The organism is Archangium gephyra (assembly GCF_042230915.1).
GTDB classification, from domain to species: domain Bacteria; phylum Myxococcota; class Myxococcia; order Myxococcales; family Myxococcaceae; genus Archangium; species Archangium gephyra_B.
In genome coordinates this window covers 7,211,717-7,223,509 of record NZ_CP102578.1, presented here as the reverse complement: position 1 = coordinate 7,223,509, position 11,793 = coordinate 7,211,717, and the positions used below count along the sequence as shown (strand labels likewise).

Annotated in this window: 12 protein-coding genes; 5 read left to right on the top strand and 7 right to left on the bottom strand. The window is 69.7% G+C overall.

The window, feature by feature from the left end:
- Window positions 1–7 precede the first annotated feature (7 nt).
- Window positions 8–448, bottom strand: a complete 441-nt coding sequence (locus NR798_RS28245; protein ID WP_375773834.1) for an EVE domain-containing protein — start codon at window positions 446–448, stop codon at window positions 8–10.
- Between the two features lie 22 nt (window positions 449–470).
- On the opposite strand from NR798_RS28245, the gene NR798_RS28240 reads away from it, so the two are divergent.
- Window positions 471–1,946: an amidase gene (locus tag NR798_RS28240; protein WP_375765615.1), complete on the top strand. Its 1,476-nt coding sequence runs from the start codon at window positions 471–473 to the stop codon at window positions 1,944–1,946.
- A 90-nt stretch (window positions 1,947–2,036) separates the two neighbouring features.
- Here the strand turns inward: NR798_RS28240 and NR798_RS28235 are convergent, their stop codons facing one another.
- From NR798_RS28235 to NR798_RS28220, 4 genes are all read right to left on the bottom strand, one after another.
- Window positions 2,037–2,240 (bottom strand): cold-shock protein, encoded by a 204-nt coding sequence (locus NR798_RS28235; RefSeq protein ID WP_043433126.1) that lies wholly within the window; start codon window positions 2,238–2,240, stop codon window positions 2,037–2,039.
- A gap of 142 nt (window positions 2,241–2,382) precedes the next feature.
- Window positions 2,383–3,051 (bottom strand): hypothetical protein, encoded by a 669-nt coding sequence (locus NR798_RS28230; RefSeq protein WP_375765614.1) that lies wholly within the window; start codon window positions 3,049–3,051, stop codon window positions 2,383–2,385.
- A gap of 83 nt (window positions 3,052–3,134) precedes the next feature.
- The gene (locus NR798_RS28225) at window positions 3,135–4,022 is read right to left on the bottom strand and encodes an RNA polymerase factor sigma-32 (protein WP_375765613.1); all 888 of its coding nucleotides are present in this window, start codon (window positions 4,020–4,022) and stop codon (window positions 3,135–3,137) included.
- A gap of 326 nt (window positions 4,023–4,348) precedes the next feature.
- A complete protein-coding gene (locus NR798_RS28220) occupies window positions 4,349–5,218 on the bottom strand; it encodes an SLATT domain-containing protein (protein WP_375765612.1) in 870 nt (289 codons plus the stop codon).
- Window positions 5,219–5,382: 164 nt separating this feature from the next.
- Between NR798_RS28220 and NR798_RS28215 the strand changes: the two genes are divergently transcribed.
- On the top strand, window positions 5,383–6,909 hold the full coding sequence (locus tag NR798_RS28215; RefSeq protein ID WP_375765611.1) for an ATP-binding protein: 1,527 nt from the start codon (window positions 5,383–5,385) through the stop codon (window positions 6,907–6,909).
- Window positions 6,910–7,127: 218 nt separating this feature from the next.
- Here NR798_RS28215 and gcvA read toward each other — a convergent pair whose 3' ends face one another.
- Window positions 7,128–8,036, bottom strand: a complete 909-nt coding sequence (gene gcvA / locus NR798_RS28210; RefSeq protein ID WP_375765610.1) for a transcriptional regulator GcvA — start codon at window positions 8,034–8,036, stop codon at window positions 7,128–7,130.
- 139 nt (window positions 8,037–8,175) lie between these two features.
- Here gcvA and NR798_RS28205 point away from each other — a divergent pair, with 139 nt between their 5' ends.
- From NR798_RS28205 to NR798_RS28195, 3 genes are all read left to right on the top strand, one after another.
- Window positions 8,176–9,369: an MFS transporter gene (locus tag NR798_RS28205; protein ID WP_375765609.1), complete on the top strand. Its 1,194-nt coding sequence runs from the start codon at window positions 8,176–8,178 to the stop codon at window positions 9,367–9,369.
- 184 nt (window positions 9,370–9,553) lie between these two features.
- Window positions 9,554–9,994 (top strand): DUF6918 family protein, encoded by a 441-nt coding sequence (locus NR798_RS28200; RefSeq protein ID WP_375765608.1) that lies wholly within the window; start codon window positions 9,554–9,556, stop codon window positions 9,992–9,994.
- Between the two features lie 11 nt (window positions 9,995–10,005).
- A complete protein-coding gene (locus NR798_RS28195; protein ID WP_375765607.1) occupies window positions 10,006–10,800 on the top strand; it encodes a hypothetical protein in 795 nt (264 codons plus the stop codon).
- 10 nt (window positions 10,801–10,810) lie between these two features.
- Here NR798_RS28195 and pip read toward each other — a convergent pair whose 3' ends face one another.
- On the bottom strand, window positions 10,811–11,770 hold the full coding sequence (gene pip, locus NR798_RS28190) for a prolyl aminopeptidase (RefSeq protein WP_375765606.1): 960 nt from the start codon (window positions 11,768–11,770) through the stop codon (window positions 10,811–10,813).
- Between the last annotated feature and the right edge of the window lie 23 nt (window positions 11,771–11,793).

The window sequence follows — 11,793 nt, the reverse complement described above, 5'->3', positions numbered from 1 at the left end:
GGCGGGCTCAGGCGGAGCGGGCCCTGGGCAGCTTCGTCCCGCTCATCTCGAGGATGCGCTTGAAGTGCTCGGGGGTGACGGAGGCCACGCTCAGGCGGCTCCGGGTGATGAGCGGGAACTCCTTCAACTCCCGGGTGGCCTTGACGGTGGCGAGCGTCACCGGCTCCTTCAGGGCGACCAGGGGGCCGACCTCCACCGAGGCCCAGTCCTCACCGGGCGCGGTGGGGTCCTCGCCCGGCTCGGTGAGCACGCGGGCCACGGCCACCACGGCCTTGCCCTCGTTCGAGTGGTAGTAGAGGCACAGGTCCCCGGGCTTCATGGCCCGGAGGTTGTTGCGAGCCTCGAAGCTGCGCACGCCCGTCCACTGCGTCCTGCCGTCCTTCTCCAGCTGGGCGTAGGCGTAGACGGAGGGCTCGCTCTTGATCAGCCAGTACTGGGGTTTCGCCATGGCGGTGCTAGATAGCAGGCCCATGGCCATCCAGGGATACGACGCACTCGACGCCACGGCGCTCGCCGATCTGGTCCGCAAGAAGGAGCTCCATCCCACCGAGCTGGTGGAGGAGACCATCTCGCGGATCGAGGCCGTCAACCCGAAGCTCAACGCCGTGGTCCACAAGATGTACGCGCAGGCGCGCAAGGCGGCCGCGGGCCCGCTCCCCGAGGGGCCCTTCTCCGGCGTGCCCTTCCTGGTGAAGGACCTGGACGGCTATCTGGCGGGCGAGCCCTACGCGGGCGGGTGCCGGGCGCTGGTGGGCTACGTCCCGGACCATGACTCGGAACTCATGGCGCGCTTCCGCCGCGCGGGCGTCATCTTCGTGGGCAAGACGGCCACGCCCGAGCTGGGCATCCTCGGCGTCACCGAGACGGCGCTGAACGGGCCGACGCGCAACCCCTGGAACCCGGAGCACACGCCGGGCGGCTCGAGCGGAGGCTCGGCGGCGTGCGTGGCGGCCCGGGTGGTGCCCATGGCGCACGGGGGCGACGGAGGCGGCTCCATCCGCATCCCCGCGTCCGCCTGCGGCCTCTTCGGCCTCAAGCCCACCCGCGCCCGCAATCCACTGGGCCCGGACGTGGGGGAGGGGTGGGGTGGCTTCGTCCAGCAGCACGTGCTGACGCGCAGCGTGCGGGACAGCGCCGCGATGCTCGATGCGACCCATGGGACGGACCCGGGTGCGCCCTATGCTGCGCCGCCCCCCGCGCGGCCCTTCCTCCAGGAGGTGGGCGCCGCGCCCGGCCGCCTGCGCATCGCCTTCTCCACCGGCTCGCTCTTCGGCAAGTACATGCACCCGGACTGCAAGGCGGCCGTCCAGGACGCGGCGAAGCTCTGCCAGGAGCTGGGACACGAAGTCATTGAGGACGCGCCGCGCTTCGATCGCGAGGAGATGGTGCGCGCCTACCTGGTGAACGTCGCGGCCAACGTGGCGCTGCAGCTGGAGGAGATTGGCCAGCAGATGGGCAAGACGGTGGGCGCCACCGACGTCGAGCCGTCCACCTGGGCGCTCGCGCAGCTCGGCACCATCCTCACCGCGGCCGATCTACAGCGCGCTCGCAACGCCATGCACAAGGCCGGGCGGATCATGGCGGCCTTCCACGAGCGGTACGAGCTCTTCCTCGACGCGACGCTCGCGTACCCGCCGGTGCGCATCGGGGAGCTGGCGCTCAAGCCCACCGAGCTCGCCGCGCTGGCCGTGCTGCGCAAGCTCCCGTTGAAGCCCGCGTTCCTCAAGCTGCTCGACGAGCTCGCCGGCAACAGCCTGGAGCGGACTCCCAACACCCAGCTCTTCAACCAGACGGGGCAGCCGGCCATGTCGGTGCCGCTCTACTGGAATGCCGCCGGGCTGCCCGTGGGCGTGCAGTTCGCCGCCCGCTTCGGAGACGAGGCCACGCTCTTCCGCCTGGCCGCGCAGCTGGAGCAGGCGCGCCCGTGGGCCGGACGCAAACCCTGACCTCCAGAAACACCAAGGGCCTGCCCCCATGGTTGGGAGGCAGGCCCTGGATCGAGCCTCTATCGTCGAGCGAAGTGGCTCAGGTCCCCATCAGATGGGGCGCACGTTCTGCGCCTGCAGGCCCTTGGGGCCGCGGGCGACGTCGAACTCAACGCGCTGGCCCTCGGCCAGGGTGCGGAAGCCCTCGGTCTGGATGGCGGTGTGGTGGCAGAACAGATCCTCGCCACCGCCCTCCTGCGTGATGAAACCGAAGCCCTTCGCGTCGTTGAACCACTTCACAGTACCAGTAGCCATTACTTGTCTTCTTTCTCGTCCGACGCGTTGGAATGCGCCGGATCTCCGCCGCTCTGTGCGACCGGAGGCCCCTATCTGGCAGCTTTGAGGGAACAAAGGAAGTCCCCCCTTTCATTTCTTCACGAAAAATGCCGGGGAGTGTTCACCCGGAGCGCCCGATGAAGAGGGTGTGGAGGGGTCCACCGCCCTTGCCGCGCGCGGGCGTCTCCACCACCTCGGTGGCGAACCCCGCCCGTTTCAGCCGGGTGGCGAAGGCCCTGTCCGGCGAGGCGGACCACACCACCACCACGCCCCGGGGCTTGAGGGCGCGCCGGATGGAGCCCAGCCCCCGCTCGCCGTAGAGCCAGCGGTTCTCCTCCTGGGTGAGCGCCTCGGGGCCGTTGTCCACGTCCAGGAGCACCGCGTCGTAGTGCGCTTCCGCCTGGCGGAGCAGCTCCCCCACGTCGCGGGTCTCCACCTTCACCCGGGGATCCTCCAGCGGCCGCCCGGCCAGGGGTCCGAGGACACCCTGGTTCCACGCGACGACGGCGGGGACCAGCTCCGAGACCACCACCTCGGCTCCCGGGGGGAGCCGCTCCAGCGTGGCCCGGACGGTGTAGCCCAGCCCCAGGCCTCCCACGAGCACCCGGGGCCGCTTGCCGCCGAGGCCCGTGCAGGCCACCTCGGCCATCTTCTCCTCGGAGCCGTGCTGGCGGCTGGACATGAGCTCGCGGCCGTTCACCCGGATGGCGAACTCCTCGCCCCGTTGGTGCAGCACCAGCTCTCCGCCGCCCGGCGCGGGCGCCCGATCAATCACCTTCCACGGCTTCATCGCCCCGCTACCTTACGCGTTCCCGAGGCTCAGTGGAGGTTCCCTCTCCCTTGGGGAGAGGGGCAGGGGGAGGGTCTTCCCGCCTAGCGGGCCTCCGCCGACTCGTCCTGACCCACCTCGACCATCAGCGAGGCCAGCTCGGCCTTGAGCTTGTCCTTGGCGCGGATCTCCAGCTGGCGGGCGCGCTCGCGGGAGAAGCCGAAGTGCTCGCCCAGCTCGCTCAGCGTCATCTCCGCGTCACCCATCACGCGGTTCTCGATGATGAAGCGCTCGCGGGGATCCAACCGCTGCAGCGCCATGCGGATGCGCTCGCGGGTGATCTGCGCCTGCTGCCGGTCGGCGACCTCGTCCACCTGGGAGGCGCCCTCGGACTCGACGAAGTCCAGGTGCGTGGCGTCACCCTCCTCGCCGACGGGAGCGTCGAGCGAGAGATCACGGCCGCCCATGCGCTGCTCCATCTCGCGCACCTCGGAGGCCTTCACGTTGAGCTTCCGGGCGATCTCCTCGGCGTCCACGATGGCGCCATCGCCCGAGCCCAGCTTCTCCAGCTCGCGGCGGGTGCGGGCCAGGCTGAAGAACAGCCGACGCTGCGCCTGCGTGGTGCCGAGCTTCACCAGCGACCAGTTCTTGAGGATGTAGTTCTGGATGTACGCGCGGATCCACCAGACGGCGTAGGAGATGAGGCGGATGCCCTTGTCCGGATCGAACTTCTGCACCGCCTTCATCAGGCCGATGTTCCCCTCCTGGATGAGGTCGGACATCTTGATGCCGTAGGAGCGGTACTCGTAGGCGACCTTCATGACGAAGCGCAGGTTGCTCGTCACCAGGCGGTGGCCGGCGGACAGGTCGCCCGAGCGGAAGTTGCGGGCCAGCGTCTGCTCCTGCTGCACGGTCAACAGCGGGTACTGGCTGATGTCCGAGAGGTACGTGGTGAGGGTTTCGGCGGAGGAGAGGGAGGAGGTGGCCTGCATGGGGTCTCTCGGGGGCTAGAGGACGTTGAGGTTCGTGCTGCGACTTCGTGCCCATTGCCAAAAGCAACCGGGATGCCAGCCGCCGGTTGGCAACGTTCCTCAGTGAAAGCGGGTAGTTGCATCGAGAGCCCATCGTGACTAGGGCGGAACGCTTTCGTTTTTACAGGGCCCGTTTTGGAGGTTTTTTCGGGCCCTACCTGACCCTACCTTGGCACCTCAGGGGGGGATGACCGTTTCCCGGGCGAAAATCCCCGAAGGTTGGAGGCCCAAGCAGGGGGCTCGGCCCTGGATGAGGCCGAGCTTCGCGCCGAGGTGGGTCGTGCGGCTCAGGGCAGGGAGAGCTTCACCACCGTCGTCTCCCCGGGCCGGATGGCGACGACCTCTTCGGCGGAGACCGGGGTCTTCTTGCGCGTGGCAGTGACGCGAATCGCGAGCAACCCGATGGCCAGCCCGGTGAAGGCCTTGGTGGGGCCGCTGTGCGTGAGCAGTTTCGACTCCCCGAGCTGGACCTCGTACTGCTGCCCGTCCAGGGTGTCGGTGTTGGTGACCTCGAGCTTGAGGGCGCCGTAGCTGGGAGTGGGCAGGGTGGCCAGTGCCGCGCGCTGGGCCACGATGGACTTCTCGACCTCCTGGAGGTTGCCGGAGAACAGGGCCACCCACTCCATGGTCTCCGTCTTGACCGACTGGTTGGCCTGGGCGAGTGCCTCCTGGAGCAGGTTGAGGCTCGCGATGAGGTTGTCGTCGTTGGACGCTTTGAGGGTCTGGGCCTCGAGGGCCCGGCGAGCCCAGGCGAACTGGAGCGCTTCGAGCTGGGCCTCCAGGTCGAGCATCGTCGTCAGGTAGCGCATCCAGCTCGCCGAGTTCCCGACGAGCTTGTCGATCCCGATGCAGCCGGCGCTGGCCGCCGCGAGGATCGACGCGATCGGCACCCACCGTGCGGGATTCCAGCCCTGATCCGGGGGCACCATCGCGAGGACGATGGGGACGATGGAGGCCGCTCCCGCCAGGACGATGGCCGTGATGCGATAGAAGAGGGCCCGGTTCTTGTGGCGGCGCTTGCGTGCGTCGTACCAGCTGATGGCGTCCTGGGCCTTCTTCACGACCGAGGTGTAGAGCTCCTGGAGCTCCACCGCCTGGCCGGGCTGCGGCAGGCTGGGGAAGTGCGTGGGTTGGAGGTTGTCGGAAGAAGGTTTCATCTCGCGGCTACCCTACCTTCTGCGCCCAGGTGGGGTGTAGGTGTAATCCACCGAACGAGAGCCCGAACCCGGCGGGATGGAGCGTGCGCTGTTGGACGTCCGGAGGGCGGACGGGACGGGAGTCCAACTGCTCGCGTGCTCCGATTTGTGGATATTTCATCATCATGAAGAGCCATCCAGAGCTGCCGTACCGCGAGCTCTTCCTCTCCATCGTCGAGGAGATGCCAGACGCCGTCTTCACCAAGGATCTGCAGGGCCGCTACACCTTCATCAACAGCGTGGGGGCGCACTACCTCGGCAAGCCGGTGGAGGAGATCGTCGGCCGCACCGACCGCGAGCTGATGACCGAGGAGGAAGCGCAGAACACGCTGGAGTTCGATCGGCAGACGCTGCTGGCCGGGCGCACGCTCTACGCGGAGATGAGCGAGCAGATGGCGGGAGTCCAGCGCGACTGGCTCTCCACCAAGGGCGTCATCCGCCAGCCGGATGGGCAGGTGGTGGGGCTGTTCGGGATCGCCAGGGATCTGTCCCATCACCGGCGGGGCGAGGCGGCCCAGCGTCAGAGCGAGGCGCTCTTCCGGGCGGCGGCCAGCAACAGCTTCGATGCCTTCTTCATCCTCCGGGGAGAGCCGGAGCAACTGCGGCTGCTGCGCATCAACACGCACGCCGAGTCCCTGCTGGGCTGTGACGCCCGCGCGGCGGAAGGGCGGCCGCTCTCCGATTTCCCGCAGGCGGCCTTCGTGGCGCCGCGCCACCTGTGCGACCAGGTCTGGGGGACCGGCCGGACGCATGACGACGAGGTGGATCAGCTCCTGCCCGGCAAGGGCCGCCGCTGGTTCCGCCGCCAGCTGTGCGCGGTGGGCGACTGCATGGCCGTCACGGTGCGCGACATCACCGCGCAGCGCGAGAACGAGGTGCGCCTGCGGCTCAACGAGCGCATGGCCTCCATCGGGATGCTCGCCGCGGGGGTGGCGCACGAGATCAACAACCCGCTGGCCTTCGTCTCCAGCAACCTCGGCTTCATCGGCACCGAGCTGCGCCGGTTGACGCTCCCGGAGGAGGACGGGCAGGAGCTGATGGAGGCGCTCAACGAGGCCCGTGAGGGCACCGAGCGCATGCGGCTCATCGTCGAGAGCCTCCGGGCGCTCTCGCGGGGCGACACGGTGACCACCCACCCGTTGGATCTGCACGAGGTGCTGGAGAATTCGGTGCACCTGGCGTGGGGCCGGTTGCGCAGCCGGGGGCGGCTGGTGCGCGACTACGGGGAGCTGCCCCAGGTGCTGGGCAACTCCGTGCAACTGGCCCAGGTCTTCACCAACCTGCTGATCAACGCGGCGCAGGCCCTGGCCAAGGCGGGTGGGGAGATCCGCCTGGTGACGCGCATGCACGGCACCTCGCAGGCGGTGGTGGAGGTGCAGGACAACGGCTGCGGGATTCCCGTGGAGAACCTCGAGCGCATCTTCGAGCCCTTCTTCACCACCAAGCCGGTGGGAGAGGGCACGGGCCTGGGGCTGTCCATCAGCCACGACATCATCCGCGGGCTCGGAGGCGAGATGTCCGTGGAGAGCACCGTGGGGCAGGGGAGCACCTTCCGCGTCCTGCTGCCGGTGGCGCACGAGCACGAGGCGGAAGACGACCCGCGCACCAATGACCCTCGTGCGGCGGACCTCCACCACGGCTCCGTGGCCTGAGCCCCTTCAGTGCAGTTCGCGAAGGCGTGCTCCTGGGAACCCGCGCTGACAACCGCGCCCATTTCCCCTCGCCCTCCGGGAGAGGGACGGGGTGAGGGTATCGGTGGACCCGGGTTGAACCCATTGCGCACAGTGAGGGCCACGGGTTGAAGAACGGGCTCGGGCACCCTCACCCTGACCCTCTCCCGAGGGGAGAGGGAATATCAATGCCCCTTTGGTCACTGCCTTGACGGGGGTTGGCTCGAGGGGTTCACCGCCCGGAGCAGCCACGTCCGGAATGCGCTCACCTTGGGCTGGCGCTGGGCGCGCGCCGTGGTGAGGAGCACGTAGGCCCTCCCATCCACCGCCTCTCCCGGGAAGGGCCGGACGAGCCGTCCGCTCTGCAACTCATGCTGCACCAGCGAGGTGCGCGCGATGGCGAGGCCCTGGCCGGCCTCGGCCGCCGAGAGCAGCGCGGTCATCTCGCTGAAGCGCGGCCCTCGCGACACGTCGATTCCCGAGCTGCCCGCCGCCGCGAGCCAGTTGGGCCAGTCCGGCGTGTCGGCGTAGTGCAGCAGCGTGTGCCGCGGCAGATCCTCCAGGCTCCGCAGCGGCCGCGGGCCGTGGAGCAGCGAGGGCGCGCACACCGGGAAGAGCCGCTCCTCGCCCAGCGGATCCACGATGACGCCCGGCCAGGGGCCCTCGCCGAAACGGATGCTCACGTCCGCCTCGCCCCGTCCCAGCTCGGCCTCGTCGCGCGAGCCGTCCAGGCGCAGCTCGAGCCACGGGTGCGCCTCGCAGAAGCCGCCCAGCCGGGGTGCGAGCCACCGTGTGGCGAAGGCGCGCGGCGCACCCACCACGAGCGTGGCCGGCGTGGGGTTGGTGGAGACGCGGTCCACCGCCAGGGCGAGGTCCGCGAAGACACGGGTGGCGCGCTCGGCCAGCTCCCGTCCCCGCTCGGTGAGCTCCAGGCCTCGTCCGGTGCGCGTGAAGAGCCGGCAGCCCAGGTGCTCCTCGAGGTGGTGCACCTGCCGGCTGACGGCCCCGTGGGTGACGCCCAGCTCACGCGCGGCACGTCCCAGGTGGCGATGGCGCGCGGCCGCCTCGAAGGCGCGGAGGGCATTGAGCGGGGGCAGGGGAGGCGTCATGGCTCACGAGGGGGCTGTGAGAAAAACTCACCGTACCCGGGCACCTTAATCGATTGTCGCTCCAGCGGCCCGCGAGCATCTTCCTCTTGCTCGTCCGCCCCTTCCGGTGGCGTGACTCCGAGCAAGGAGGTGTCTTCCCATGGCCGCGACGATGCGACTGGCTCCCGCTCGGGACCTCTGGCGTGACCAGGCCTGGCGGCGCTGGGTGCTGGCGGCGTTCTTCGCCCGGTTGCCCGGAACGATGACGGCCTTCGTCCTGCTGCTCACCGGCCGGTGGGCGAGTGAGTCCTTCACGCTCGGCGCGTGGATGGCCAGTGCTCAGGCCGTGGGGGCCGCCGTCGTGGCGCCGTGGCGGGGCCGGCGGTTGGATCGCACCGGCCTCAACGCGGGACTCCGGTACGCGCTCCTCTGGCAGGCCGTGATCGTCCTGGGGCTCGCGCTGGCGGCCCTGGTGCGAGCGCCCTCCGCGGTGCTGCTGGTGCTCGCGCTGCTCCTCGGGGTGATGCCGTCCGGGCTCCAGGGGGGATTCCGCGCGTTGCTCTCCTCGGTGGCTCCCGCCGGACGGCGCGAGGCCGCCTTCGCGCTCGACGCGGTGCTGGTGGAGCTGCAGTGGGTGGTGGGCCCGCTGCTGGTGGGCGTGACGTCCATCTCGGGCTCGCCCCTGCCGGCGCTGGGGCTGATGGGCGTGAGCGCGCTCGGGGCAAGCGTGCTGTGCCTGGGCCTTCCCGAGCGTTTTCCCGCACCGGCCATCGTCCTTCCCACCGTGCCGGTGTGGCGGACGCCCGGGGCTCCGCGGGTGCTTGGCATGGTGGCCGTGCTCGGGCTGAGCTGGGGGGCCATGGAGGCCGGCTTCCCCTCGCGCCTGGAGGAGCTCGGCTCCAGCGCCTCGGTGTGGGGGGCACTGGCCGCGCTGCTCTCGGCCGCGAGCGTCGCGGGAGGGCTCGCCCATGCGGTGCTTCCGGTGGCCCCCGGCCGAGCGGATGGCACCTGGCGCGCGCGGGGCCTGCTGCTGGCGTGGGGGCTGGCGTTGCTCCCGCTCGGGTGGATGGCCTCCGTGCAGGGGCTGGCCGTGTGGCTCCTCGCCGCCGGGCTTTTCCTCGCGCCCCTGACGGGCACGCTGACCTTCCTGTTGCAGCAGGCGGTGCCTCCCATGCGGCACGCGGAGGGCTTCTCCTTCTACAGCGCGTGCTGGTCACTGGGCGTGGCCGGGGGGAGCGCGCTCGCGGGAGGACTGCTCGGTTCCTGGGGGGCCGCCCCGGTGCTGGCGGGAGCCGCCTTGTTGCCGCTCGGCTTCGTTCTCCTCCCGGTGGGCACTGGCAGTCCTCGCACGTGACAGGACCCGGACACCCGGGGGCGCCCCTCCTTGATTCGGACCCCGGGGGTGTTTACCTGGGGGGCTGGCCCGAGGAGCAAGGGCCCTCCCGCGCGGGGTGGGATGTGCTATGCGCCCGGGCGGACCGGACGGGGCTTCGCGGCCTCCGGGCGCGTTCCGTCCAGTGAACGAAAGGCACGATTCGATGGCGTCACTCACCGAGACGTTGACCAACGAGAACAAGAAGGCGGCGGTCGTCGACGACTGCTGCGCGCTCATCGACGCCGAGGTCGCCGACAAGGGCGGCATCTCGGGTCTCGCCATCAAGGCGGGCTACAGCGCCGTGAAGAACATCAAGCCCGGCTTCATCCGGCACGCCGTGGTGGATCTCCTCCCCGAGTTCGCCAAGGCGCTGGATCCGCTCTTCCAGGAGGCCAAGACGGGTGGGAAGCCGGTCGGGGCCCATATCGCGTCGAACGCGGGGCGCGCCGCGGATGCCCTGCTCGCCATCACCGACGGCAAGGTCCGCAATGCGCAGAGCGGCCTCGTCAAGGGCACCTACGAGAAGCTGCGCGGCACGGCGAAGAAGAACGTCGAGGCCGCCATTCCCCGCATCGGCAAGCTCATCGAGAAGCACGGGGGCTGAGCCGGGACCCGATGCGCTCCTCGGCCATCGATCAGCGGCTGCGGAAGTTCATGACCCCGGAGCGGCGGGAGGAGACCCGCCGCACGCTCGAGCAGTGGAGGGGCGCGTGCGCGTCCCTTCACGAGTACAGCGACTACCTCAAGCAACTGAAGATCCGGTTGATGCGCCCCGGCCATCTCGGGGAGGTGCTCATCGACTGCCGGGGCTGTGAATTCTTGTCGGGCCCCACGGGTTGGCAGGACGCCGTGCTCACCCTGGTGGAACGCGACGTCGGCCCCTGGGAACTGGTGGATGAGCGGGTGGGGTTCCGGGTGGTCTGCAACCTCGTGCTCGTCCACAATCAGAGCGAGGACCCACGGCTCCTGGAGAGGCCGGAACTCCAGTCCTTCTTCGCGGAGTTGGAGGGAGTCCGGCTGGTGGGCCTGAGCGCGTACGTCGGGCGGCAGGTAGGCGTGCTCGAGGCCATGCAGGGCATCTCGGGGCTCCTGGAGATCCCGCATGACGATTTCTCCTACGAGCACCGCGAGCGCCCCTGGGAAGCGCCCGAGGCATTCGCACGCTGGCTGCGCGGCGCCACGAAGGGACTCGAGATCGAGCAGCACTGTTTCATCGTCGCCAGCGCGCTGAGCCAGAAGGTGGGAGGGACGCCCTGGCTGCAGGTCGAGCTGGAGCAGGGACTGGAGTCCTTGCTGCCGCTGTGGACGAAGCACCGTTGCACCTCGGTACTCGTGCACTCCCTCAGTCCGAGTTGGATATTGGGGGTGTTCCAGGAAGATGACCGGTGGCCGCTCTACCTGCAGCGGTAGCGCACTCCCGCTACCGGCGGAACTTGTCCGTGGCCTCGACGAGCGCGGCCGTGGTGCCCGGCTCGTACGCCGCGTGGCCCGCGTCCGCGATGATCTTCAGTTCCGCCTCCGGCCAGGCCTTGTGCAGCGCCCAGGCGCTGTCCATGGGGCAGCACATGTCATAGCGGCCCTGGACGATGACGGCCGGGATGTGGCGGATGCGCGGCACGTCGTCCAGCAACTGGGTGTCACTGCGCAGGAAGGCGCGGTTGACGAAGTAGTGGCACTCGATGCGCGCGAAGGCGAGCGAGAAGTCGTCCTCGCCCAGGTGCGCGATGTAGTTCGCGTTGGGCGCGAGGTAGCTGGTGCGGCCCTCCCAGACGCTCCAGGCCCGCGCCGCCTCCTGGCGCACCTTGGAATCGTCTCCCATCAGCCGCCGGTGGTAGGCCCGCACCAGGTCTCCCCGCTCCTCGGGCGGGATGGGCGCGAGGTAGTCCTCCCACGCGTCCGGGAAGATGGTGTGCGCGCCGTGCTGGTAGAACCAGCGGATCTCCTGCTGGCGCAGCAGGAAGATGCCGCGCAGCACCAGCTCCGAGACTCGCTCCGGGTGCTTCTGCGCATAGGCCAGCGAGAGCGTGCTGCCCCACGAGCCGCCGAACACGAGCCACTTCTCGATGCCCAGGTGGCGGCGCAGCGTCTCCATGTCCTCCACCAGGTGCCAGGTGGTGTTCTCCTCGACGCTCGCGAAGGGCGTGCTCTTGCCGCAGCCGCGCTGATCGAACAGGACGATGCGGTACGCCGCCGGATCGAAGAAGCGCCGCTGCTTGGGATCCGTGCCGCTGCCCGGCCCACCATGGACGAACACCACCGGCTTGCCCTTCGGGTTGCCGCTCTCCTCGAAGTAGATCTCGTGGATGGGCGACACGCGGAGACGGCCGGTGTTGTAGGGCTCGATGGGCGGGTAGAGGGTGCGGAGCTCAGTGGATGCCATGAGCGCGCACCCTAGCAGACGAG

Bases quoted from the DNA above. Each gene is read 5' to 3' on its own strand.
- NR798_RS28245 (WP_375773834.1), bottom strand. From the start codon at position 448: ATGGCGAAACCCCAGTACTGGCTGATCAAGAGCGAGCCCTCCGTCTAC.
- NR798_RS28240 (WP_375765615.1), top strand. From the start codon at position 471: ATGGCCATCCAGGGATACGACGCACTCGACGCCACGGCGCTCGCCGAT.
- NR798_RS28235 (WP_043433126.1), bottom strand. From the start codon at position 2,240: ATGGCTACTGGTACTGTGAAGTGGTTCAACGACGCGAAGGGCTTCGGT.
- NR798_RS28230 (WP_375765614.1), bottom strand. From the start codon at position 3,051: ATGAAGCCGTGGAAGGTGATTGATCGGGCGCCCGCGCCGGGCGGCGGA.
- NR798_RS28225 (WP_375765613.1), bottom strand. From the start codon at position 4,022: ATGCAGGCCACCTCCTCCCTCTCCTCCGCCGAAACCCTCACCACGTAC.
- NR798_RS28220 (WP_375765612.1), bottom strand. From the start codon at position 5,218: ATGAAACCTTCTTCCGACAACCTCCAACCCACGCACTTCCCCAGCCTG.
- NR798_RS28215 (WP_375765611.1), top strand. From the start codon at position 5,383: ATGAAGAGCCATCCAGAGCTGCCGTACCGCGAGCTCTTCCTCTCCATC.
- gcvA (WP_375765610.1), bottom strand. From the start codon at position 8,036: ATGACGCCTCCCCTGCCCCCGCTCAATGCCCTCCGCGCCTTCGAGGCG.
- NR798_RS28205 (WP_375765609.1), top strand. From the start codon at position 8,176: ATGGCCGCGACGATGCGACTGGCTCCCGCTCGGGACCTCTGGCGTGAC.
- NR798_RS28200 (WP_375765608.1), top strand. From the start codon at position 9,554: ATGGCGTCACTCACCGAGACGTTGACCAACGAGAACAAGAAGGCGGCG.
- NR798_RS28195 (WP_375765607.1), top strand. From the start codon at position 10,006: ATGCGCTCCTCGGCCATCGATCAGCGGCTGCGGAAGTTCATGACCCCG.
- pip (WP_375765606.1), bottom strand. From the start codon at position 11,770: ATGGCATCCACTGAGCTCCGCACCCTCTACCCGCCCATCGAGCCCTAC.